Here is a 24,443-nt window from a genome sequence, read left to right as displayed (position 1 = left end):
GACGACTCCTTAAAACGCGCGTTCGGCGAAGCGGGCCAGAAACGCCTGCGTGCGGGGTTGTTGGGGATGACGCAGCACCTGTTCGGCGCTGCCCATTTCGTGAATAACGCCGTCGGCGATGAAGATCACCCGGTCGGCGAAGTGCCAGGCGAAGCCCAGTTCATGGGTCACCAGCAGCAGGGTGCGCCCGTCGTCCGCCAGCGCGCGAATGGTGTGCAGCACTTCGCCCACCAGTTCCGGGTCAAGCGACGAAGTGGGCTCGTCGAACAGCATGATTTCCGGCTCCATCGCCAGCGCGCGGGCAATCGCCACCCGCTGTTGCTGGCCGCCGGACAGGTTGCCGGGGCGGGCGTGGAGTTTGTCCGCCAGCCCGACTTTCTCCAGTTGCCGGCGGGCAATGACCGCGGCGTCGGCGCGCGGCAGCTTTTTCACCGACAGCAGCGCCTCCTGCACGTTTTGCAGCACCGTCAGGTGCGGAAACAGGTTGAACTGCTGGAACACCATGCCGACGCGCTGACGTACCGCGCACAATTGCTTTTCCGCATAGCGCCGCGCGCCGTCCGGCAACGGTTGACCCAGCACCTCGCCGTCCAGCTCGATGGTGCCGCCGCTCGGCACCTCCATGAAATTCAGGCAGCGCAGCAGGGTGCTCTTGCCGGAACCGCTGCCGCCGATAATGGCGATTTTCTCCCCGCGCCGCACATCAAGGTCGATGCCTTTCAGCACCGGCTGATCGTGAAATGCTTTGGTCAGTCCGCGCAGCCGTAAAACGATATCCTGCGAATCAGTCATAAAGGGTTTCCGGGTTGATAAAAGGTTATCGGGTTGATAAAGGCGAGCGCCAGCGCCGCTCCAGCCGCGCGGCCAGATAGCTGCCGGGCCAGATCAGCACGAAATAGAACAACGCCACCACGGTGAGGATTTCCAGCGGCCGATAGGTATCGCTGCTTAGCAGCCGGCCCTGATACATCAGTTCATTGACCGCCAGCATCGACGCCAGCGAGGTGACTTTGGCCAGTTCGATCAGGCGGTTGGTCAGCGCGGGCAACATGCGTTGCAACACCTGCGGCAGGATCACCCGCCGCAACGCCAGCGGGTAAGACATGCCGAGCGCTTTGGCGCCTTCCCACTGGCCTTGCTCCATCGATTGCAGACCGGCACGGAAGATTTCGGTGCTGTAGGCGGCGGTGTAGAGCGTCAGCGCCAGCGTCGCCGCGCCAAAGGTGCTGAACTGGATGCCCGCCAGCACCGGCAGAGCGTAGTAAAACCAGGTCAGTTGGATCAGTACCGGCGTATTGCGAAACAGCTCGACGAACGCCATCACCGGCAGACGGACGGCGCGGCGACGCGCGGTGCGGGCGATGCCCAGCGCCAGCCCAAGCAGGGTGCCGCCGATACCCGCCAGCAGCCACAGCTCCAGCGTGACGCCCAGCCCGCGCAGCAGGACGGGCAACTGTTGCCAGATAAAGCCAAAGTTCCATTGATAGTGCATCGGCGACCTCACTGTACACGGGCGTAAGACAGCCGCCGCTCGACGTACTGGCTCAGCAGGCTAAGGACAAACAGCAGCGTGAAATAGAGCAGCGCCGCCAGGCTGTAGACTTCCAGCGGACGGAAGCTCTGGCTGTTGATCTGCATCGCCTGATACAACAGCTCGCCGTAGGCCAGCGACGACGCCAGCGAAGTGGATTTAATCAGCTCGAACGAGCGTTCAATCAACGGCGGAATCATGCGTCGCAGCGCCTGCGGCAGGATCACGCGGCGCAACGCCAGCGGGCGCGACATGCCGAGCGCTTTGGCGCCTTCCCACTGCCCATCGGCAATCGACAGGATGCCGCCGCGGTAGACTTCGGCGTAAAACGCGGCCGACTGCGCCGACAGGGCCGTTACTGCGGCCGCGAACGGCGACAGGGTCAGCGGGCTGACGACCGGCAGCGCGTAGTAAATCCAGAAAAAATGCACGATGGCGGGCGTGTTGCGGTAAAAGCCGATGAACAGGTGAGCGGGCAGGCGCAACAGCCGGGTGGACGACAGTTTCATGGCGGCCAGCAGCGCGCCGACCAGCATCCCGATCAGAATGCTGGTAAACCCGATGCGGACCGTTCCCCATAACCCGTCCAGCAGCAACGGCCACCAGTGCGGCAGGGCGGAAAAATCCCATTGATAACGCATGTGTTTTTCCCTGATAACGCCAATGGCGTACGAATTGTTATATCGATAATGTTTTTTATATCCACCGCATCTTAGCAGCCGAAAAATGTGATAAGTAAATGCTAAAAAAGCGGATTGATAGCCGATTTTTGGCTAAGGAAAGCGGGAAATTCGCTGAGTCGCGGGTAGAAAATCGGGCTTTCGCCGCGTCCGTGCGGCTCACCCGGCGAAGTCGCCTGCCTCAGCACAGTTTTTGACGCCGGAAAAACCCCTCACCCTTGTACTTAAGGGGTTTGTCAGTCATCTGGGGCTGTCGACGACAGCCCTGATAAGCGGGATTACGCCGTCTGGCCGGTTAACGCCTGCCGGATATCGGCGATCAAGTCTTCCACGTTTTCGATGCCGACCGACAGACGCAGCAACTGCGGCGTGATGCCGAGGCGCAGGCGCTGTTCCAGCGGCAAGGAAGCGTGGGTCATGTTGAAGGGCTGGCTGATCAGGCTTTCGACTCCGCCCAGACTTTCCGCCAGCGTAAACAGCCGGGTGCGCTTAATCACCGCGCCGGCGTAGTCGGCGTCGCCGTGCAGCCTGACGCTTATCATGCCGCCGAACGCGCTCATTTGCCGACGCGCCAGCGCATGCTGCGGGTGAGACGGCAGGCCGGGATAGTACACCTGCTCCACCTGCGGTTGCTGCTCCAGCCAGCGCGCCAGCGTCAGCGCGTTGTCGCTATGGCGGGCAAGGCGCAGCGCCAGCGTGCGAATACCGCGCAGCGTCAGGAAGCTGCTGAACGGATCGAGTACCCCGCCCACCGCATTCTGCAAAAACGCCAGTTGCGCCGCCAGCTCCTGGCCCCGCCCGACTACCGCCAGCCCGGCGACCACATCCGAGTGGCCGTTCAGATACTTGGTGGCCGAGTGCACCACGATATCGAAGCCCAGATCCAGCGGCCGCTGCAAGGCCGGGGAGGCGAAGGTGTTGTCCGCCACGCTGATCACGCCACGGCGCTGGGCCAGTTCGGCGATGGCGCGCAGGTCGGCCAGTTTCAGCAGCGGATTGGTGGGCGTTTCTACCCAGATCATGCGGGTTTGCGGGGTGATAGCCTGCTCCAGCGTGGTCAGGTCGGCCGGGTCGACGTAGGTGACGCTCAGTCCGGCGGTACGCTTGCGCACCCGGTCCAGCAATCGCCAGGTGCCGCCGTAAATATCATCCACCGCGACGATGTGGCTGCCCTGATCGAGCAGTTCCAGTACCGTGGCGCTGGCCGCCAGCCCGGAGGCGAAGGCAAAGCCCTGAATGCCGCCTTCCAGCGCGGCGATATTGGCTTCCAGCGCGTGGCGGGTCGGGTTGCCGCTGCGTGAGTACTCGTAGCCGGTGTGCTGGCCGGGCGCCGGCTGGGCGAAGGTGGAGGTGGCGTAAATGGCGGGCATCACCGCGCCGGTGCTGTCCGGCGTGTAGCCGGCGTGAACGGTCAGGGTATCGAAATGGCTCATGGTTAATCCTTGTGGTAAACGGTAGAAAGGTCAGCGCACCAGATGCCGCCAGTGATTGAGCACATCGGTGCGGGTGATCAGGCCGAGGAAACGCTGGCCGTCCAGAATCACCGCCACATGCCCGCGATCAAAGGTGGTCAGCAGTTGATCGAACGACGCATCTTTCTGCAAAGTGTTGACCTGATCGGTCATCGCGTCGCGGGCGGTCAGCGAGAAATGGCGCGGGTTAGTCTTGAGATTGTTGAGCAGGTCCCACTCGTCGATCACCCCGACCACCCGGTCGTGTTCCAGCACCGGCAACTGGGAAATGTCGTACAGCCGCATCCGGGCATGAACAATCGCCAGCGAGTCAGCGGGGGAGACCGACACGGTAGCGCCTTCGTTATGGCGATAGGTGATCAGATCGCGCAGGTCGCCCAGCGGCGGGCGTTGGATTAACCCTTGCTCAATCATCCAGTAGACGTTGAACATCTTCGACAGGTACTTGTTGCCGCTGTCGCACACCAGCGTTACCACCCGGCGCGGTTCGGTCTGGGCGCGGCAGTAGCGCAGCGCCGCCGCCAGCAACGTGCCGCTGGAGGAGCCGGCCAGCACGCCTTCTTTGAGCAACAGCGCGCGGGCGGCCTGAAACGATTCCCGATCGCTGATGGCGTAGGCGTGTTTCACCTGGCTGAAATTCGCCAGCGCCGGCAGGAAATCCTCGCCGATGCCCTCCACCAGCCAGCTTCCCGCTTCGCCCGTGGTGCCTTGCCGCACGTAATCGGTCAGGATCGACCCGGCCGGGTCCGCCAGCACCAGCTCGGTTTTCGGCGAGACCTCGGCGAAGTAGCGGCTCAGTCCGCCCAGTGTTCCGCCGGAGCCGACGCCGACCACGATAGCATCGATGTCGTTCTCCATCTGCCGCCACAGTTCCGGCGCGGTGGTAAGGTAGTGGGCCAGCGGGTTGGCCGGGTTATTGAACTGGTCGATGTAGAACGCGCCGGGGATCTCGTCCGCCAGTCGTTGCGCGTAGTCCTGATAGTAGTCCGGGTGGCCTTTAGCCACATCGGAACGGGTCAGGCGCACGTCGACGCCCAGCGCGCGCAGGTGGAAGATTTTCTCCCGGCTCATCTTGTCCGGCACCACCAGAATCAGGCGGTAGCCTTTGAGCGCCGCCACTAATGCCAGCCCAAGCCCGGTATTGCCGGCGGTGGCTTCGATCAGCGTGCCGCCGGGCTGCAGTTTTCCCTGCTGCTCTGCCGCCTCGATCATTGATAGCGCGACGCGATCTTTGATCGAGCCGCCGGGATTCTGGTTTTCCAGCTTGGCGAATAACCGGCAGGGGCCGGTATCGAACTGCGTCAGCTCCAGCAACGGGGTGTTGCCGATCAGGCCGAGTACCGACGTAGGTACGGATGTAGGAATAGGCATAGTCATCACCTCGGTTAATAACGAGGTGGACATGGTAAAACTCAGGCGTAATACCATAAAAATAATATAACTAACCATCTATATGCGATTTTTAGAAATAAAATGCTGTTTGGCGGTAAAGCCATACAGCCTGATAGCCGTGCGGGTAGATAGACATGTGGGATGATAGACATATGGGGTGATAGCCATGCAGCGGTATATCCATCCGCTACCGGAACGACGGGTTATGTCGTTTGGTTGCAACCGGTAGCGAAAATGGCATAAAGCAGCCGGAAAACGGAGTGTTATCATCGATATATTTGATATGCCGTCCCTGACGCCGACAGGAATCTAAACCGATGACTTCCCTGAACCACGCCGCTCCGATAACCCTGACGCTGGCCCGCTTTGCCTGCCGGCTAACCCCGGCGGCGATCCCGGCGGTCTGGCGGCGAAAAATTCTGCTGCATTTGTTGGATACGCTGGGGTGCGGCATCGCCGGGCTGGATAGCGAGGTGTTTCAGCAGGCGCAGCGCATGGCGCGCCATCAGTATGCCGCCGGGACATCGCCGGTGCTGGGACGCCGGGACGGGCTGTCGGCGCTGGGGGCGGCGTTCGTCAATTCGGCGGCGATGAACGCGCTGGATTATGACGACGGCTTTGAGCGGGATGGTCGCGGCATGGGTCACCCCGGCGCCACGCTGGTGGCGGCGGCGCTGGCGGCACTGGGCGAGCGGCAGGTATCCGGCGCGCAATTGCTGTGCGCGCTGGCGGCGGCCTGGGAAATCAACGGGCGCGTGATTCTCGCTCAGCAACCCAGTCCGGAGCGTTTTCGGCAGGTGTACGGCGTGTGCCAGCACCAGTCGCTGGGCGCGGCGGTCGTGTTCGGTTTGCTGAGCGGCTGCGATGCCGCCGGGCTGGAAAACGCCATCGGTCTGGCGGCGTCGCTGACCCCGCTGCCGGGGCTGCACAAGTACAACTGGCGGCAGCGGCCGCTGGTGGCGTTCAAGGATTATAACGCGCCGGCGACGGAGGCCGGGGTGCGCGGGGTGTTGCTGCACAGGGAAGGCATTATCGGGCCGCGCGACGTACTGGACGGAGAGCACGGGTTCTGGCGCATGATCGGTTCCGACCGCTGTGATGCGTCGCTACTGGTCGACGGGCTGGGGGATGCGTGGCGGCTGCGCCATGCCAGTTTCAAACGCTACCCGGTTTGCCGCTGGATGCACACCGCGCTGGCGGCGTTTGAGCAATTGCTGACGCAGCAGGCGCTGACGCCGGATCGGATCGCGCGGATTCAGGTCATCGGCAGCCAGACGCTGGTGCAGCAATTCGCCGATACCCAGCTGTTGAGCGAAACCGATGCCCAGTTCAGCGTGCCGCTGGCGTTGGCCTGCCTGGCCTACGGCCTTCCCCGGCAGGGCTGGAGCAACGCGGCGGCGCGGCAGGATGCGACGCTGCTGGCGTTTGCCCGGCGGGTCGAGTTAGTGGTGGATGACGAGCTGGATCGGTTGATGGCGGTGCAGCGGCGGCCGGTTAATCGGGTGAGGGTGGTCGTTGACGGGCAGTGGCTGAACGCGCCGGCAGTGGATTATCCGCCAGGGTGCGAAGAGAACCCGATGGCGGAAGCGGAGATTGTGCGCAAGTGCCGCGACAATCTGTCGCGGCGGCTGGGCGATAACGAGGTCGATCGCTTTATTGATACGCTGCTTGAACTGGAACGCCAGCCGGATGCGGTGCTGGCGCTGGCGCCGCTGTTCGCGGGCTGACGTTCCTCGCTCGCCGGTTATTTCCACGCTTCGCGGATCACCGGCGGCACCTTGCTGATGTCCACGCCACGGGCTTTCAGCGCCTGCTCGTAGAACTGCTGAATCTGACCGGACTGATAGAGCTTGCCGAATTCGTCGTTGAGGAACTGCTGGAAGGTCTGGTCGCTTTCCTTGCGGATAGCGCCGCTGGTGCTGACCGCCACAATGGGTTTCGGCAGGATCAGGTTGCCTTTGCCGACTTTAGCCTGTTGCAGCGCCAGCGCCGGATGGAAGTAGGACAACGCATCCACCCGCCCGGCATAAAACGCCGCCACGCCTTCATCCATGTTGGGGAAACGCACCAACTGCGCTTTCGGCAGATTTTTGGTCAGCAGCAGGTCCGGGCTGGACCCGAGCGTGACGCCGATTTTGACATCCGGCCGGTTGAGGTCTTCCCAGTTGGTGACGCTGATGCCGTCGCGCACCAGTACGCCCTGGGCATACCAGAAGAACGGTTGTTCAGGAAAATCGACCGCTTTCTTGCGCTCGTCGGTGGGGTCAAGCACCAGCATGGTGTCGATCTGGCCGGTTTGCAGCGCGGCGACCGCGTTGCCCCAGGTGGTTTCCACCGTCACCAGCTTAACCCCAAGGTCTGTCGCCAGCACCTTACCGACCTGATAGCCGATACCGTCCCATTCGCCGGTCGCCGCGTTCTTGAAATACCAGGGTTCGCCCTGCGCCACGCCGATGCGCAGTTCGCCGGTCTGTTTGACGTGTTGCCAGGTGGAGGCGGGCGCTTCGGCCCGAGCCAGCCAGGGCGCGGCGACCAGCGCCAGCGCGGCAATCATGGTACGAAAAGATAAATGCATAATGTCCCCGTGTGTGAATGGTTAAGCGCCTGTCTCCGTGGGGATGTTACATGCCAGTGTGAGCCTGGTTACGCCGGTCATCCCCCGATAAAAATAGGCGTTGAATTAATCAATAAATAAAAGGCGAGCACCACGCGCGGTATCGGCTTATTGCATAAATAATGCTTAAATATCATTAACATGATGACGGCGCGCTCAGGCAGTATTGCAGGAAATCACCGCGACATTAAATGCGAAGAGTGACTGAGCTTATGCGCTGGGTGGTAAAACGAGGAAAGTGATAAAACATGGCGGGCGACGCCCGCCATGATGAGGCTGGATTAACGGGTTAGAACGACTCCCACTCGTCGTTGCCGGAGCGGGTGCCTGCTCCGGCGCTGGCCAGCATCAGCGGTTTTTTAGCGCTGACGGCGCCGGGTTTGTGCGCGGTGCGGGCAAAGCGATGGCTGTCGTCATTATCGAGGCGGAATATCGAGACGGCCTGTTCCAGCGCTTGCGCCTGCTCTTCCAGTGAATTGGCCGCGGCGGAAGACTCTTCCACCAGCGCGGCGTTTTGCTGGGTGGTGGCGTCCATTTCGGCTACCGCGTTGGAGATCTGATTGATGCCGCGGCTCTGCTCGTCGGAAGCTGAGGCGATTTCCCCCATAATGTCATGCACATGGGCGATGGAACGGATAATGTCGTCCATGGTTTTTCCGGCGCTTTCCACCAGTGAGGAGCCGGTATTCACCCGGATGACCGACTCGCCGATCAGGGTTTCAATCTCTTTGGCGGCCTGGGCGCTGCGCTGGGCCAGGCTGCGTACCTCACCGGCCACCACCGCGAAGCCGCGGCCCTGTTCGCCGGCGCGCGCCGCTTCCACCGCAGCATTGAGCGCCAGAATGTTGGTCTGGAAGGCGATACCGTTGATGACGGTGGTGATTTCGGAAATGCGCCGGGAACTGACGGCGATTTCGTTCATGGTGCTCACTACGTTGGTGACGATCTCGCCGCCTTTGGTGGCGTTGCCTGACGCATCGGCCGCCAGTTGCGAGGCGTGATGCGCATTGTCGGCGTTCTGTTTCACCGTTGAGGTCAACTGCTCCATGCTGGCGGCGGTTTCCACTACCGCGGCCGACTGCTGCTCGGTGCGGGAGGAGAGATCGGTGTTGCCGGCGGCGATTTCCGACGCGGCGGACGCTACATTGCTCACCCCCTCGCGAATGGTGCCGATCATCTCGCGCAGTTTGTGGTTCATCGCATTCATCGCCGTCATCAACTGACCCAATTCATCCTTACGGGTGACGGTGATGGAGGCGGTCAGGTCGCCCTGGGCGATCCGCTCAGCCAGCGACAGGCTCTGACGCAACGGGCGGGTAAGTTGCAGGGTGATGCGCCAGGCCATCAGTACGCCGATGGCGATAATCGCCAGCCCGATGATCCACTGCTGGTATTGCGACTGGCGGGTAATGTTATCCACCTTATCCAACTGGGTTTGATAAAGCTGGGTCGCAGACTGGTTAAGAACCAGCGCGATATCCGCCATGCGCTGAGACGCCGCGTTCTCTTCCTGATAGGCCGCCATGTAAAGGGTGATATCCCCACTGTAGGTGGCGAAAGGCAGCCAGGTCTGATTCAGCCAGGCCTGCTGCTCCGTGCTGAATTTCGGCAGCGCCTGCGTGATGGCGCGTTGTGCGGTGTCCAGCGTCTTGCGAAGCGCCGTTTCAGTTTCGGCGGACGGCATCAACGTCAGTTCATGGGCGGTGTCTTTGATATCAGACAGCCCCTCGTTGATATACATAAATTCCAGCCGTAATTCCGCCGGCAGCGTGGCGGCATCAAATTTCCCGCGCAGGGTATCAATGATTTTACCGATGGTATCCTGAGATAGTTTCTGACCGATAGCGTCCCGCTTCTGACTGGCGCTGATCAGGTTTTCCCGCGCGACATTATATTCCTTGCCGGACTGGATAATCCTGTCCAGTATAATACGGGTGTCCGCATCCCATTTCATTGTTTGGGCGACATTCAGCGATTGCGTCATTTTATTTAGCAATTCGCCGTTTTTATTAATCGCCGCATAATCATGGGTATATTGGAAGCGCAGACGCTCCCGCCGGGCCTCTTCCAGATAACTGTTAATATTATTGCTGATAATGGATTTCTGGGAATACGCATCAATATTACGAAAGCCATTGATCCCTGACAGCATGATTATCGCCGCCATTAATAATATCAGTCCGAATCCCATCGCCAGCTTCACACCGACTCTGAAATTGTTATAAGCGCCAAAAACAGTATTCATTGGGCCTTCCTTTTTCTTGATTTACCAGGGTAGTGACGGGGAAAAAACCGAATTGAACATATCAACGTGTTATCGCTTCAGAGGCGTGAACGCTGAAGCTATTTCTTACTGTTATGGTTATAGGATAGTCGACGGTGATGCTGCCGTTTTATAAACAGGCTGTTACTGTCGCGGATATCATAACCTCATCCCAGGAACAGGGAAAGATAATGTAAAAATTATGTTTCATTTTCGTAAAATTCTACAGTGATATTATCAATCAGCTTATTGAAAGAAAGTATAGCCACGGTTAACGCCTCATTTGTTTTTTTTAATTTTTTAAGTGACGGACATAAAAACGTAATAAAGGCTGAGTTCAGGAGTAATTTCGGGCGCGGGTTTGGCTGGAAAGACAAGTGATGAATGGCAGGATAACGCTGCGGGAAAGGGAAGGGAGCGGCCTTGAAATGAATAAAATAAACACAGCATGGCGTTTATCGCCATGCTGTGTTGCCGGTGGTTAAAACCGGTTAGAACGATTCCCAGTCATCTTTGCCGCTGACCGAAGGGCGGCTCACGACAGTGGTTTTGGCGACGGTGGTTGCTTTAGCGGCGGATGTCGTCAGCTTCAGCGGCTTACTGACGCTAAGGCTGGCGCGTTGCGCCGGGCGCGTCGAAACGTCGTCATTACCGAGGCGGAACACCGATACCGCATGTTCCAGCGTTTGCGCCTGCTCTTCCAGCGAATTGGCCGCGGCGGAAGACTCTTCCACCAGCGCGGCGTTCTGCTGGGTGGTGGCGTCCATTTCGGCTACCGCGGTGGAGATCTGGTTGATGCCGCGACTTTGCTCGTCAGAGGCCGAGGCGATCTCGTCCATGATGTCATGCACATGGGAGATGGAGCGGATAATCTCGTCCATGGTTTTGCCGGCGCTTTCCACCAGCGTGGAGCCGGTATTCACCCGGGTGACCGACTCGCCGATCAGGGTTTCGATCTCTTTGGCGGCCTGAGCGCTGCGCTGGGCCAGATTGCGCACCTCGCCCGCCACCACCGCGAAGCCGCGGCCCTGTTCGCCGGCGCGCGCGGCTTCCACCGCGGCGTTAAGCGCCAGAATGTTGGTCTGGAAGGCAATGCCGTTGATGACCGAGGTGATTTCGGAAATGCGCCGGGAACTGACGGCGATTTCGTTCATGGTGCTCACCACGTTGGTGACGATCTCGCCGCCTTTGGTGGCGTTGCCTGACGCATCGGCCGCCAACTGCGAGGCGTGGTGCGCGTTGTCGGCGTTCTGTTTCACCGTTGAGGTCAACTGCTCCATGCTGGCGGCGGTTTCCACGACGGCGGCCGACTGCTGCTCGGTGCGGGAGGAGAGATCGGTGTTGCCGGCGGCGATTTCCGACGCGGCGGACGCCACATTGCTCACCCCTTCACGAATTTCGCCGATCATCTCGCGCAGTTTGTGGTTCATGGACGCCATGGCGGACATCAGCATCCCCAGTTCGTCGCGGCGAACGACGTTGATGGAGGCGGTCAGGTCGCCCTGAGCGATCCGTTCAGCCAGCGACAGGCTCTGATGCAGCGGACGGGTAATCTGCAGGGTGATGCGCCAGGCCATCAGTACCCCGATAGCGATAATCACCAGACCGGTAAACAATAACTGCCATTGCGAACTGGTGGTGGTGGCGCTGACCAGCGACAGCTGGCTTGCATACAAATCGGTGGAGGCGCTATCCAAAATGACTGCTGCGTCCGTCATGGTGGTGGTGGCGGAGCTTTCGGCCGAAAAAGCGCTCATGTAATCATCAAGATAGCCGTTGTAAGCGGAGAAAAATTGCCAGGCCTGATTCAGCCAGCCTTGTTGCTCCGCGCTGAATTTGGGCAGGGTTTGATTGAACGCGGTCAGGGTGTTGCCAAGGGCTTTGCGCAGGCTGGATTCGGCCTGGGTGGACGGCTGCAGTAACAACCCATGCGTCAGGTCGCGGATTTCCGAAAGTTGTTCGAACAGCGTGGTAAATTCCAGCCGTAATTCCGGCGTCAGGGTGCTGCCGTTGAACTGGGCGCGCAGCGTATCGAGCGTTTTGGCGCTGCTGTCCTGATTCAGTTTCTGCGCGATGGCGTCACGCTGCTGGCTGGCTTTGATCAGCGCTTCCCGTCCCGGCAGGTATTTTTTGTAGGCGTCATTGAGTTGAATCAGTAATTTTTGTGCATCAGGGGTCCAGGTTAACTGGTTGGCCTGATTCAGTGACTGGCCCACTTTCACCATCAGGTCGCCGACTTTATTAATGGCGGTGTAGTCATGGGTATACTGAAAACTGAGTCGGGCGCGTCTGGCATCATTCAGGTTGTTATTAATGTCGTTACTGATAATGGATTTATTGACGTAGGTGTCAATATTACGAAAACCATTAACTCCCGACAGCATGATGAAGGCGGACATGATTAAAATCAGGCCAAACCCAATCGCCAGCTTAATACCAACCTTCAGATTGTTATAGGTATGTAGAATTGTATTCATTATGGCTTCCTATGGGGCTAAGTGCGTTGACAATGTAAGATCAACAGAGGCTAACCATCTGTTAACATCCATGTTTTTCTTCAAAATTAAGAGATGGGTTTTTTCAGCACAGAGAAAAAACGTGTGAATGTTATCACATTTTTTAAAAATATAAACGACTGGTAACATAATGAAATAACACGATGTTTACGTTTTTTATTCCAGATTCGTTTTTACGTATTTTTATTCTGTTCATCGTCTGTTAAATGATTTCATGTACTAGTTAATTGGGGCGATAAAATTGCCATTTCGTAGCACTTATTCAAAAAATTATTTTTAGATGCCGGCACTAAGTCATATTTTTTCATTTCACATACCGCCGAAAAAATAATGCTCGGCTTGCTGTATATTCGTCGGAAAGTCGGGGCGTATCCCCAGATAATTCGAGCGACAGGAAAAATGCGCATGACGGTCATAACGAGATCATAGTCTGTCGCATGATGGCGTCGCCGATCGACGGCGTCTGTCTGAATCCGCCGGCGCCGGGATGATGGCGTGATGTTGCAGGGTTCCGCGCTGCCGCTCGGCAGCGCGGAAAGGGGCTCACCTATCAGGCGCCGGAAGTTATATCCGCGGCGTCGCTGGTCATCGGCACGTCCTGAATTACCGACTCGAAACTGCGCAGACGTTTATAAATCGACATCAGTTCCACGATGGTGGTCCAGGAGTTGATCAGGTACTGGAACGAACCGCGTACCTGATCGAACACGTTGGTGATCTGGGTCATCAGGCCGAGCGTCAGGCTGCCCGCCACGATCGACGGCAGCAGCATAATGATGCCGAACACGTTGTCGCTTTGCAGATAGAGCACCCGCGCGATATTGAAATAGGTGTAATGGAAGTAGAGACGGAAATAGTTTTTCCGCACATTGCCGAACAGCTGTTTTACCGTAGGCGGCGTGGCGCGGCTGGCGTCATCCTCGCCATACACCAGTTCTTTACGGTAGGCGGCTTCCACCCGCTGGTTGTTGAATTCCAGCCCCGGCAGTTTGATACCGATTAATGCCAGCACGCCGGTGCCCGCCAGCGACCAGATGATGGCGGCGATCACCAGGCCGTAAGGAATTTCGCCGATCAGCGGCAGCGATTTGACGTGAGACGAGAGGCTGACCAGCACCGGCAAAAAGGCGATCAACGTCATCAGCGATTTCACCAGATCCACCCCCAGGCTTTCCACCGTGGAAGCGAAACGCATGGTGTCTTCCTGAATACGCTGCGCCGCCCCTTCAATGTGACGCAACGCTTGCCAGTGCGAGGTGTAGTAGTCGTTCATGGCGGTACGCCAGCGGAAGACGTAATGGCTGACGAAAAACAGGTTCAGCACGCCGACGGTCACCGCGGTCAGCGCGATACCGAGGAAAATCAGCAACTGCTGGTAAAACGCCTGAATAGTCACCGCGTTCGGCGCGCTCAGCGCTTTCTGGATCAGATCGTAAAACGGGACGTACCAGTCGTTGACCGCCACGCCGACTTCGACCGAAAAGTAGGTCACGAAAATGATCAGCGAGGAGCCGAGAATCGACCAGCGTTGCCAGGGATGCGGGTTTAACAGCGCCCAGGCGCCGGCGAATATGGCTACGCACAGCAGGTAGTAACCGTAGAACCACAGAAAGGCGGGCGACAGGAACCGTATCGCGCCTTGCGGCAGCGGTTGGGTGATGTGCAGCAGGCTATCGCCCAGCGGTCGCCCCCAGCTATACCAGATGATGACGGCTACCAGCGACCAGAGCAGCGCGGAGGAGAAAAACAGTTTGGGGTTGGGAAAAAACGATTTGAACATAAACGCACTTCTATCCGTAAAAGGAGAATAACTGCCGTGATAGCAAATATTTAACGCAGACGCAGGATTATATTGAAACGATTTTTGACTGGATAACGATTTTCTTTACGCAGCAATAAGCAAGGCGACGCAGAAATAAGCAGGACGCAAAAAATACAGAGCGGCGGCGACAGAGGTACAGATATCGCCGCCGTGGTGTTACTGGCAAGGCGAGGGCGCGTCGACCACGATGTCCGGCTGGTGGGTGACGGTAAAATTGACCGAACGGGCGATAAAGCACATCTCGTGAGCCTGATGATGTAACGCGAGAGCGGTCTGCGCGTCGCTGTCGGCGCTGATCACCACGCGCGGACGCAGCGTGACCGACAGAAACTGCCCGGCGCCGCCAGCCTCTTCCACCATTTCCCCTTCCGCCCGATCGTCGTAGGCCAGCACCGTGACGCCGGCTCCCGCGCACAGCCCGAGATACCACAGCTTGTGGCAGGCGGACAGCGACGCGACCAGCAGCTCTTCCGGATTCCAGCGCGTTGGGTCGCCGCGGAAACTCGGGTCGGATGAGCCGGGCAGCGTCGGTTTGCCCGGCGCGCAGATATCATGGTCGCGGCTGTAGCCGCGATAACTCTTGGTGCCGGTGCCCTGGTTGCCGGTCCAGCTAACCTGGACCTGATAGCGATGAATTTTGTCTGCCATGTCGCCCTCGTATTCCGATTAAAAAAATATTCGGCTGTAGTTTAACAGGCAATGGCGTCGATGCCATGACGGCAGCAAACGGCGACGCGACGCGCCCCTTAGCCCATCTCGATCACATCCTGAGGCGGCAGGTCTTTCTCCAGCTGTCGTAACACCCGGTAAACCTGCGCCACCGGTTGCAGGGTATCACGCGGAATGTAGTGACCTTCCGGTATCCGGTACAGGGTGCGCGCCAGCCAGATAAAACGGATTACCGGCACCCCGGCCTGATGGGCGCGGGCGATCAACGCTTTGGCCTGATCGTCTTCACCTTTGAGCAGGATGCGCGGCAGCGGTGTTTTGCCGGGGCGGTAGAACAGCGCCACCGCGTAGTGGGTTGGGTTGACCAGCAGCAGATCGGCGTCCTCCACTTTGGGTTTGGCGCGCGGGCTGGCGGGCTCGTTGAGGATTTCCTGCGCCACCGATTTACGATGGCCTTTCATGTGCGGGTCGCCTTCCGAGTTTTTAAACTCGTTGCGGATATCTTCATGACTCATGCGCTGCTGTTTGAGGAAGTAGTATTTTTGCAGGCCGAAGTCGAGTAACCCCAGCGCCAGCAGTGCGGAAAGGGTGGTGCGCGCCACGCTTTTCAGCACGCCCTCCACCCCTTTCCAGAACGCGGTCAGATCGCCGTAAGCCAGCTCCACCAGCCACTCCAGCTGCGGCATCACCACCAGCCAGAACACCAGCCCGATGGTCACCGCCTTCAGGATGTTGGTCAGCATGTCGGTGAGTTTGCGCATGGTGAACATTTGTTTGATCTGGTTGATCGGGTTGAGGCGGTTGAAGTCAATTTTCAGCGCTTCGACGGCAAACAGTGGACCGTACTGGATCCAGCCGCCCACGACGCGCATCAGCAACGCCACGCTGATGGTCAGCAGGCAGAAGGTCGCCAGCAGCGACAGCGCTTCACTGAAAATTTCATCCGCCGCGTGGCCGAACGGGTCGGTGATGCGGCTCACCGGTAACTGCATCAGCGCCTGTAACTTGCTCATGCCGTTGTCGGTCAGCGCCAGAATCATCTCCAGCAGCGCGAAGCTGATCAGCAGCTTGGGTACGTCCTGACTCTGTCCCACTTCCCCTTTTTTGCGGGCGTCCTGCAATTTTTTGGGGGTGGGTTTTTCGGTTTTTTCACTCATCGCAGTACCTCGTGGTTACTAACCGTATCTCGCGTTTTGCCATTTCAGGGCGACGCCTGAAAAAATAGCGGGAACAGGTGTTTCAGGTCGGTGAGCGCCTTGAGCCGGCCTTCGCCGAGAAACTGCAGCACCGGCATGTAGAGCACGAAAAACGCCATGCCGGCCAGACACTTGGCCGGGGTGGACAGCACGTAAACCTGCAACTGCGGGCTGTAGAGACTGAGAATGGCGATACTGAATTCCAGCAACAGCAACAGCGCCACCAGCGGCCCGGCGTACACCACCATGTGCTGAAAGGTGTCTTTAAGCAGGTCGAGATAGGTGTGAAACCCCTGTTCCGACAACGGCGGCAGGAAGTCTAACGCCGGCCACAGCCGGTAGCTGTCCCACAGTAACTGGGTAAAACCGGGAAAACCGATGGTGATGATCAGCAGCATGATGAACAGCTCTTTCATCATGTGACCGAGCGGGGTAGCGTCGCTGCCCAGCGCCGGGTTGAGCTGGCCGCCAGTGAGCGCGCCGCGCTGGTTATCAAACAGCGCGCCGACCGACTCGAACAGCCAGAACGGCATCGCCAGCACCACTCCGAGCAGCAGCCCGATCACCAGCTCTTTGAGCAGCAGGCCGGGCAACATCGGCCAGGTGAGCGTGGTGGTCAGCATCTGTTGCTGGATGGCGCCGGCCGGCACCAGCGCCAGCGCGATCGCCACCGCATTGCGCAGCATGCCTTTGATGATGGTGAACGAGAACAGCGGCACCAGGAACAGGCACGGATACAGCCGGGCCACGCCGAGCGTCAGCGCGTAAATAAAATCGTAGATATTCTGGATTGTGGCGATGGAGAACATGGCCGCCTCACGCCCGGGTTTGTTCGATCATGTTGAAAGCCATCATCGCCAGTTGGATCAGCTCTACGCCGATCCAACGGCCGGTCATGGCCAACACCAGTCCTACCGCCACCAGCTTGACGGCAAAGGGCAGGGTTTGATCCTGCAACTGCATTACCGCCTGCAACAGCGAAATCAGCACGCCGACCACCACCGCCACCAGCAGCGGCGGCGCCGACAGCATCACCACCAGCACCATCGCCTGTCTAAACAGATTGAGCGTTTCCATGGTCGCCTCACAGGTAGCTGTAGAACAGGCCGTCGAGCAGGCGCGTCCAGCCGTTGACCAGCACGAACAGCAGCAGCTTGAGCGGCAGCGAAAGGGTGGTGGGCGCCACCATTTGCATCCCCAGCGCCAGCAGCACGTTGGAGACGATCAGGTCGATAACGATGAACGGGATATAAATCAGAAAACCGATCTTAAACCCGGCCTGCAGTTCCGACAGCACATAGGCCGGCAGCACCAGCAGGATGCTTTGGGTGGTGATTTTTTCGGCCATCGCCGCCGGCCACATGCGCAGGCTGTTTTCATGCAGGTGGGTAAGAATGTCCGGGTCGGTGTTGCGCGACATGAATTTCTGCAACGGTTCGATACCTCGGGTCACGCTGCTTTCCAGCGCGTCGAGACTGCTGAAATCCACCGGCGCGTCCTGAAAACGCTGTTTGATGTCGCTGAATACCGGCGCCATCACGAACAGCGTGGCGGCGAGGGCGATGCCGTACAACGCCATGTTGGGCGGCACCTGCTGCACCCCGATGGCGTTGCGGGTAATCATCAGCACCATGGAAACCTTGAGAAAGCAGGTGCAGACGATCATCATCAGCGGAATCAACGACAACGTGCCCAGAAACAGGGCAAACATCACCGGGTCGAAGCTGCCCGAGGTCATAACGATGGCTCCGGGGCGATGTCTCCATCCACGCCAAGACGGCGGGTGATTTGCAGCCCCAGCCGGCCTTCCACGTCCACCAATTCGCCCAGCGCCAGCGGTTGCTCGCCGTGGTACAGGGTCGCTTCGCCGGGCGTCGCCTGCTGCAGGGTCAACACCGTGCCGGGGGCGAGCTGCTGCAAATCCTGCAACGTCAGCGTCAGGTAGCCGCAGCGCACGGTCAGCGCCAGCGTCAGCGGCGGCAGCGCGTAGCCCGACGGCGCGCCGGTGTGATTATCGCTATCCGGGGCGTACTGCGACGTCTCGGGGACGGCGTAGGTCTCAAAAGGGGTTGCGTCGTCAAAGGGTGTTGTCACGGGACATTCCTCCAGTTCTGTCACGGTAAACCAGTAAGGGGCGAGCGCATCCATCCTGAGCTGCCCGGTCAGCCGCCGGTCGGCCAGCGTGATGCAGCCGTTGCCCTGCGGTGAAAAGTACTGTTTGAGTGGACAGATCAGGTCGCCCGGTTCCAGCGTCGCCAATTGTTCGTGTGACAATGTCACGTCTGCCAGCGTCAACGGCACGCGCATCGCCAGATGACCGGGCAGCGGGTAGCGGGGCGCGTACCACCCCGGCTGGCTTTGCCACTGCTGCAAGGTCCGGGTCGATGTCCGCAACCGGCTGCGAACCCGGAAATCCCCGCGGATAACCTCCAGCCACAGCGTCAGGTCGCCCTGCGCTTCGCTGTCCGGCTGCGGCGATGACGCCGGCTGAATCTCGCCGAACAGCTCGCGCAGCGCCGGGCTGAGATGGTGGTTATACTGCGTCCAGTACCAGTCGGCGGTTTCCGCGGCGGCGTCGGGGCCGGGCGTGAGCGCCGGGCAGGCGGAAAGCAGCGACAACAACGGCGCGGCGTTGTCGTCCAGCCACAGCGTGCCGGCATGGCAGCGCCAGCGGCTTTCCTGCCCGCCGGGCGGCGCGTCGTCCGCCAGTTGCAGGCGTAATTCGCCGGGCTGACCGTCCAGCATGAAGGCAAAGCGGTGCGCCGACGCCAGCTGGCGGGAGAGCGCGGCTCGCGCCTGGCTGACCGGGCGCAGCGTCCGGGCGAGCAGGATCATTCCTCGTCCTCCCGGCTTTCAAACTGCAGGCGCACCGGCGCGCACAGCGTATCCGCCAGCGAACGGCGGCAGGCGTCGCGCTGGCTTTTCAACTGCTCGTAGGCGGATTTGCCGAAGCGCAGCGAAACGTCCCAGCCGCTGGCGGGCAGCGTCACCATCCGAACATCCACGCTGCCCAACTGCGGCAGTTGCAGACTGAACGACAGCGGTTCCCCGCGGCGCAATAGCGGCATGTCGGTCAGCGACGACTCCAGCGCCGGCCAGTACGCCGGTGTGACCGGTTCCGCCTGCGACGGGGCATCGGCGAAGGCATCCAGATTCAGCGACGGATTCAGCGCCAGCGGCGGACCAAACGGCAGCCAACTGGCGTCGGGAAAGCGCATTTCCGGCTCGGACAGTTCGCCGAACGGTTCCCAGAAGGCACCGTCGTCGTAACCGTAGCCGGGGAAATCCTGTTCCTGACCGTGCGGCAACGGGCGCAGGGCAGGCAGAGAAACATCTTGTGTTGCGGGCAGATGAGGGGTCATATCGCCTCCTGATAGGTGGTTAACAGAAACTCCAGTTTTTCAACGGCTTTCTGGCAGAGCCGGGCCGCTTCCCGGGCCTGGCCGACCTGCTGCTGCCGGTTCAGATACTGTTGCTGCCAGTCGGTACACAGCAGCACCTGCGCCTGAATCTGACGAATATGCTTTTGCTCCTGCTCCAGCTGGTTTTTCAGCGACTCCAGCGTCTGGGTTTTACCCAGCGCCTCGCGCAGGAAGATATCGCGCTGTTGCTGCCAGTCGGCCTGGAGCTGTTCCAGTTGTGCCTGTTGCGTGCGTAGCGCCGCTTCGGTTTGCCTGAGCGCTTGTTCGGACAGACGTAACTGGCGTTCGGCGCGACTGAGGCGCTGCCGGCGGATCGGCAGCAACTGGTTAAACACGGCGCCCAGCTCCTGCGCGCTGCTGTCCGGCTGCTCTTCTTCCATCGCACTGACGGGTTTCATGGCGTTAGAGATTGGCATATTGGCTCACCTCTTCGAGTTGCGACTGAATGTGGTCGAAGCCCTGCGGCTCGCGCATCGCCTGTTGCAGAAAACGGTTGATGTCGTCGTTGGCGCTGACGGCGGCATCGGTAAAGGCGTCGTGTCCCGGCTGGTATTCACCGAGGCGGATCAACATTTCCACCTGCTTGTAGGCGGCCATCAGCCGCCGCACCGCGTTGGCGTGGCGGGTGTGTTCCCGCTCGACCACGTTGCTCATGGTGCGGCTCAGGCTCATCAATACGTCGATCGCCGGGTAGTGGTTGCGTTCGGCCAGCCGGCGCGACAGCACAATGTGGCCGTCGATCAGCGACCGTACTTCGTCGGCCACCGGGTCGTTCATCGAGTCCTGTTCGATCAGCACCGAATAGAGCGCGGTAATCGCGCCCTGACGGGTTTGCCCGGCGCGTTCCACTAGCCGGGGCAACAGGGTGTAGACCGAGGGCGGCAACCCGCCGCGCCCCTGCGGCTCGCCCAGCGCCAGGCCGATTTCACGCTGGGCGCGGGCAAAGCGGGTCAGCGAGTCGATAATCAACAGCACCTGTTTGCCCGCTGCGCGAAAGGCTTCGGCGATGGCGGTGGCGGTAAAGGCGGCGCGGGCGCGTTCCATACTGCTGCGATCGGAGGTGGAGCAGACCAGCACGGTGCGGCTGCGCAGCTGCTCGTCCAGCTCGTGATCGAGGAATTCGCGCAGTTCGCGGCCGCGTTCGCCGATCAGCCCAAACACGATGGCGTCGCACGGCGTGTTGCGCGCCAGTTCCGCCAGCAGGGTGGTTTTGCCGCAGCCGGCGCCGGCGAATATCCCGACGCGCTGGCCGCAGCCGATAGTCAGCAGGCCGTCGATGGCGCGCATACCGGTGGGCAGCGGGTCGGCGATGCGTGGGCGCTCGGTTGGCGGCGGCGCGTCGCCGATCACCGGGATGGGGTTGGCGTTGAGTGAGCCCGGCTCGACAAACGCGCTGTGGCCGCCGTCTTCCAGCGGACGGCCGAAGCCGTCCAGCACGCTGCCGAACAGCGCGTCGGACACCTGCACGCAATGCGGCTGGTACAGCGGCGTGACCACCGCGCCCTGCGCGATGCCGTCCAGCGCGCCCAGCGCCGATAAAAAGGTGTTCTCCGGGCTGAAGCCGACAATTTCCGCCAGCACCTGCGAGCTGTCGTCACGCGCCACCAGACACAGATCGCCGATGCGGGCGTTCGGCAGGCTGGACTCCAGCAGAATGCCGCTGATGCCGATGATCTGCCCCTGTCGCGTCACCGGCGAATACGCCGCCAGCTGGCGTTGTTGCTGTTGCAGCCACTGGCTCAGTCGGGGATAGCGGGTATCGATTGCGTTCTGCGCGTTCATCACCAGTTCACCTTGATCTGTTGTTTGCCGCGAAATTCGATCTGGCTGTCGTTGATGCTGACCAGCCGCAGGTTGTCCACTTCGTCGCCGACGAAGATGCGCCGCCCGTCAGAGGTCACCACGTTGGCTTTCGGGCCGCTGGTGACCTGCACGATCTGAAACGGCAACTGGTCGTCCTTCACGGTGGTGTGGTTTTCAATCTGCAAGGCGGTGACGTAACGCTGGTGGAATTGCGCCAGCATGCGCGCCAGCCGGGTGTGCTGCGCGGGCGGCAGCGCGCCGCTCAGCACGATGCGGTTGTTATCCTGACTGGTCGAAACCAATCGCTCCAGTTCGCGGTCGGTCAGCATGGTTTGCAGGGTGCTGTTCAACTGCGGTAAGGTGCCGATCGGTAAACGGTTATCCTGCGGCGGCGGCGCGGACGGCATCGCCGCCGTTTCCTGCAACATCCAGCTACCGACGATCATGAACAGCAGCACCGCCAGCAGCAGGTAGCTGAATTTGGCCCACAGCGGCAGGCGCGGCTTTTCCCGGCGCGTCACCGTCGGTTCCGGCGTCGGTGCGGGGGGCGTGTGCGAGGCGGCGGCGTCAGGCGGGGCGTCTTGCGTGCCGGTGACGGCGTCGTCGGCGGCCTGGTCGTCATCCGGCGGCGTTTCTTCCGCCTCATCCTGCCAGGGGGTGTCGGCGCTCACCACGCACAGCCAGATGCCGCCGGCGGCGAACGGCGTGCCGGGCGGCAGCCAGAGCGATTGCGCTGCCGCGTGGCCTTCGCTGTTGCTGACCGGGCCGTCCAGTACGGATACCAGCCAGCCGTCGGGTTGTTTTTCCAGCAGGCAATGCTGCTCGCGGATGCCGGGATCGTAGAGCACCATATCCGCCTCATCGGCGGAACCGATACGCCATGAGGTTCCGCTCAGCGGCAGCGCGGCCCCACGGTGCAATCCGGTCAGAACACGGAGTTCAAACATTTTGCGTTATCCTATGCGTTAAAGGGGTCAACCCGGTCCTGCAGGTCGATACGGCCCGCTACGTTGATCGACAGGTGCGATTCCAATTCGGTGAACGACAGCACCGGGACATGATGGAATTCGTCCTGCAACAGAATGCGCAGCGGACTGCGCAGGTCCTGCGCCACCAGAATCAGCGCCGACGGCGGCGTCATCGGCGGGAACGCCCGCCGCAGCTGACCGAGCAGGACGGCGGCGTATTCCTGGGTCAGCGCGAAGAAGGTTTCGTTTTGCGTCTGGCGCAACGCGTCGCGCAGCAACTCTTCGGTTTCCGGCGTCAGCAGCCAGACGGTGAGGCTGTCGTCCTGACTGTACTGGTGGCAAATCTGGGCTTTCAGCTCCAGCCGTACGTAGTCGGTGAGGGCGTTGATGTCACGCTCGTGCTGACCGACTTCGATCAGCGCTTCGGCAATCGGCCGCACCGAGCGCAGCGGCACTCGCTCCGACGCCAGCCGTTGCAGTACGCTGGCGAAGCGCGATAACGGCATGATGCGCTGCAGTTCCTGCGCCAGCTCCGGCTGTTCGGCTTCCAGCCAGGCGAGGATCGATTTGGTTTCCTGCAGGCCGATAAACTGCGCGCCGCTGCGATGAATCGCGTTCTCCATGCGGCTGAGGATCAGCGCGTCCGGGCTCCAGGGGCTCAGTTCCGGCTGCTGCAATAGCGGATGTTCCGGCGTCAGCCACAGCAGGTGGTGTTCGTCGCGGGCGGACAGGCCGGGCATCATGCCGTCGTCCAGCGTCTCTTCCGGCAGTTGTCCGCGCGGCACCGCCAGCAGCGGCACGCCGAAGCTGGCCCGCAACTGCGGGATTTCATACACGCAGAAGCGGAACTCATCTTCCGGCACGTTGGGGTTAAACTCGATGTCGAACGACGGCAGCGTAAAGCCGAAGTGATACACCAGCCGGTTGCGCAGGCGACGGATGTCCTGTACCAGCACCGCGGCGGCGGCGGCGCCTTGCCACACGGTATGGAACTGCAACAGGTAGGCGCGGGTCGGGTTGAAGCGCCGCAAATCCTGATAGCCGTTCTGCTCGGCGGGCATGCTGTCGTCCGCCAGCAGCGCATCCTGCAGGCCGCTCTGTTTGACGCGCCACAGCTGAAATAACCCGCTGCCGAGCGACAGCAGGCTGATGATGAGAAACACCAGCGTCGGCATCCCGGGCAGCAGCGCAAACCCCAGCATGCCCACCGACGAGATGATCCACGCCTTGGGCTGGCTGGTCAGCTGCTCGGCGATCTCGCGGCCGATATTGTTGTCCATTTTCTGGCCGTCGGCGGAGACGCGGGTGATGATCATCCCGGCGGTCAGCGAAATCAGCAGCGCTGGAATCTGGGCAATCAGGCCGTCGCCGATGGTCAGCACCGAGTAAATGTGCATGGCGTCGCCGGCGGCCATGCCGTTTTGCAGCACGCCGATGGCGAAGCCGCCAATCATGTTGATGAACACGATCACCAGACTGGCGATGGCGTCCCCTTTGACGAACTTCATCGCCCCGTCCATAGCGCCGAACAACTGACTCTCCTTGGCCAGGTTTTCCCGTCGCTGGCGAGCCTGCTGGGAATCGATCAACCCGGCGCGCAGGTCGCTGTCGATGGACATCTGTTTGCCGGGCATGGCGTCGAGGGTGAAACGCGCCGCCACTTCCGCCACGCGCTCCGACCCTTTGGTGATCACCAGAAAGTTCACCACCGTCAGAATCATGAAGATCACCAGGCCGACCGCCAGATTGCCGCCTACCACGAAGTTGCCGAATGCCTCCACCACGTGACCCGCATCCTGTTGCAGCAGGATCTGCCGGGTGGTGGAGATGGACAGCGCCAGCCGGAACATGGTGGTCAGCAGCAGCACCGCCGGGAAGGTGGAGAACGCCAGCGGTTTGGGCAGGTACATCGCCAGCACAATCAGCAGTGATGAAATACAGATGTTGAACGCAATCAGCACGTCGATCAGGCCGGTCGGCAGCGGGATGATCATCATGAACACAATCGCCATGACGATCACGGCGCCCACCACCTCGGAGCGCTGCATGGCGCTCATGGCAAAACGGTTAAGCCAGGCGATCAGCACAGCCATCG

At 60.4% G+C, this 24,443-nt stretch carries 21 protein-coding genes; 1 reads left to right on the top strand and 20 read right to left on the bottom strand.

Going from position 1 to position 24,443, the window contains the following annotated elements; translation table 11 throughout:
• Positions 1 to 9: 9 nt before the first annotated feature.
• The 5 genes from CVE23_RS12360 to CVE23_RS12340 all read right to left on the bottom strand — a co-directional run bounded on the left by CVE23_RS12360 (position 10) and on the right by CVE23_RS12340 (position 5,054).
• Complete coding sequence (locus CVE23_RS12360) at positions 10 to 792, bottom strand: amino acid ABC transporter ATP-binding protein (protein WP_100849641.1); 783 nt, start codon at positions 790 to 792, stop codon at positions 10 to 12.
• Between the two features lie 25 nt (positions 793 to 817).
• A complete protein-coding gene (locus tag CVE23_RS12355) occupies positions 818 to 1,492 on the bottom strand; it encodes an amino acid ABC transporter permease (RefSeq protein WP_100849640.1) in 675 nt (224 codons plus the stop codon).
• 8 nt (positions 1,493 to 1,500) lie between these two features.
• Positions 1,501 to 2,172: an amino acid ABC transporter permease gene (locus CVE23_RS12350; protein ID WP_100849639.1), complete on the bottom strand. Its 672-nt coding sequence runs from the start codon at positions 2,170 to 2,172 to the stop codon at positions 1,501 to 1,503.
• 317 nt (positions 2,173 to 2,489) lie between these two features.
• Positions 2,490 to 3,644: a trans-sulfuration enzyme family protein gene (locus tag CVE23_RS12345; RefSeq protein WP_100849638.1), complete on the bottom strand. Its 1,155-nt coding sequence runs from the start codon at positions 3,642 to 3,644 to the stop codon at positions 2,490 to 2,492.
• A 30-nt stretch (positions 3,645 to 3,674) separates the two neighbouring features.
• Entirely contained in the window at positions 3,675 to 5,054 is a 1,380-nt protein-coding gene (locus CVE23_RS12340) for a pyridoxal-phosphate dependent enzyme (protein WP_100850461.1), read from the bottom strand.
• Between the two features lie 338 nt (positions 5,055 to 5,392).
• On the opposite strand from CVE23_RS12340, the gene CVE23_RS12335 reads away from it, so the two are divergent.
• Positions 5,393 to 6,802 (top strand): MmgE/PrpD family protein, encoded by a 1,410-nt coding sequence (locus CVE23_RS12335; RefSeq protein ID WP_100849637.1) that lies wholly within the window; start codon positions 5,393 to 5,395, stop codon positions 6,800 to 6,802.
• Positions 6,803 to 6,819: 17 nt separating this feature from the next.
• Here the strand turns inward: CVE23_RS12335 and CVE23_RS12330 are convergent, their stop codons facing one another.
• From CVE23_RS12330 to sctV, 15 genes are all read right to left on the bottom strand, one after another.
• The gene (locus CVE23_RS12330; RefSeq protein WP_373287780.1) at positions 6,820 to 7,629 is read right to left on the bottom strand and encodes a transporter substrate-binding domain-containing protein; all 810 of its coding nucleotides are present in this window, start codon (positions 7,627 to 7,629) and stop codon (positions 6,820 to 6,822) included.
• A 349-nt stretch (positions 7,630 to 7,978) separates the two neighbouring features.
• Positions 7,979 to 9,934, bottom strand: a complete 1,956-nt coding sequence (locus CVE23_RS12325) for a methyl-accepting chemotaxis protein (protein WP_100849635.1) — start codon at positions 9,932 to 9,934, stop codon at positions 7,979 to 7,981.
• A gap of 509 nt (positions 9,935 to 10,443) precedes the next feature.
• Entirely contained in the window at positions 10,444 to 12,429 is a 1,986-nt protein-coding gene (locus tag CVE23_RS12320; protein ID WP_100849634.1) for a methyl-accepting chemotaxis protein, read from the bottom strand.
• Positions 12,430 to 13,018: 589 nt separating this feature from the next.
• Entirely contained in the window at positions 13,019 to 14,248 is a 1,230-nt protein-coding gene (gene sbmA, locus CVE23_RS12315; RefSeq protein ID WP_100849633.1) for a peptide antibiotic transporter SbmA, read from the bottom strand.
• Between the two features lie 198 nt (positions 14,249 to 14,446).
• Positions 14,447 to 14,938 carry an OsmC family protein gene (locus CVE23_RS12310; protein ID WP_038919225.1) on the bottom strand — a complete coding sequence of 164 codons (492 nt, stop codon included), beginning with the start codon at positions 14,936 to 14,938 and terminating at the stop codon, positions 14,447 to 14,449.
• Positions 14,939 to 15,036: 98 nt separating this feature from the next.
• Entirely contained in the window at positions 15,037 to 16,116 is a 1,080-nt protein-coding gene (gene sctU / locus CVE23_RS12305) for a type III secretion system export apparatus subunit SctU (protein ID WP_100849632.1), read from the bottom strand.
• 44 nt (positions 16,117 to 16,160) lie between these two features.
• On the bottom strand, positions 16,161 to 16,964 hold the full coding sequence (gene sctT / locus CVE23_RS12300) for a type III secretion system export apparatus subunit SctT (protein ID WP_038658155.1): 804 nt from the start codon (positions 16,962 to 16,964) through the stop codon (positions 16,161 to 16,163).
• A 7-nt stretch (positions 16,965 to 16,971) separates the two neighbouring features.
• On the bottom strand, positions 16,972 to 17,232 hold the full coding sequence (gene sctS, locus CVE23_RS12295; RefSeq protein ID WP_033568601.1) for a type III secretion system export apparatus subunit SctS: 261 nt from the start codon (positions 17,230 to 17,232) through the stop codon (positions 16,972 to 16,974).
• A gap of 7 nt (positions 17,233 to 17,239) precedes the next feature.
• A complete protein-coding gene (gene sctR, locus CVE23_RS12290; RefSeq protein WP_038919224.1) occupies positions 17,240 to 17,893 on the bottom strand; it encodes a type III secretion system export apparatus subunit SctR in 654 nt (217 codons plus the stop codon).
• Positions 17,890 to 18,990 (bottom strand): FliM/FliN family flagellar motor switch protein, encoded by a 1,101-nt coding sequence (locus CVE23_RS12285; RefSeq protein WP_100849631.1) that lies wholly within the window; start codon positions 18,988 to 18,990, stop codon positions 17,890 to 17,892. Before CVE23_RS12285 ends, sctR begins: the two co-directional genes overlap by 4 nt.
• Positions 18,987 to 19,517, bottom strand: coding sequence for a type III secretion system HrpP C-terminal domain-containing protein (locus CVE23_RS12280; RefSeq protein ID WP_100849630.1), 531 nt, complete (start codon positions 19,515 to 19,517; stop codon positions 18,987 to 18,989). Before CVE23_RS12280 ends, CVE23_RS12285 begins: the two co-directional genes overlap by 4 nt.
• Complete coding sequence (locus tag CVE23_RS12275) at positions 19,514 to 19,993, bottom strand: type III secretion protein (protein ID WP_100849629.1); 480 nt, start codon at positions 19,991 to 19,993, stop codon at positions 19,514 to 19,516. The genes CVE23_RS12280 and CVE23_RS12275 overlap by 4 nt, the downstream gene beginning before the upstream one ends.
• Positions 19,980 to 21,359 (bottom strand): type III secretion system ATPase SctN, encoded by a 1,380-nt coding sequence (gene sctN / locus CVE23_RS12270; protein WP_049854059.1) that lies wholly within the window; start codon positions 21,357 to 21,359, stop codon positions 19,980 to 19,982. Before sctN ends, CVE23_RS12275 begins: the two co-directional genes overlap by 14 nt.
• Positions 21,359 to 22,327, bottom strand: a complete 969-nt coding sequence (gene sctD / locus CVE23_RS12265; RefSeq protein WP_100849628.1) for a type III secretion system inner membrane ring subunit SctD — start codon at positions 22,325 to 22,327, stop codon at positions 21,359 to 21,361. Before sctD ends, sctN begins: the two co-directional genes overlap by 1 nt.
• A gap of 11 nt (positions 22,328 to 22,338) precedes the next feature.
• Positions 22,339 to 24,441, bottom strand: coding sequence for a type III secretion system export apparatus subunit SctV (sctV, locus tag CVE23_RS12260; RefSeq protein WP_038919218.1), 2,103 nt, complete (start codon positions 24,439 to 24,441; stop codon positions 22,339 to 22,341).
• Positions 24,442 to 24,443: the final 2 nt, after the last annotated feature.

The organism is Dickeya fangzhongdai (assembly GCF_002812485.1).
Lineage (GTDB): Bacteria > Pseudomonadota > Gammaproteobacteria > Enterobacterales > Enterobacteriaceae > Dickeya > Dickeya fangzhongdai.
The sequence above is the reverse complement of the archived record's forward strand: the minus strand, read 5'-3'. Positions and strand labels throughout refer to the sequence as shown.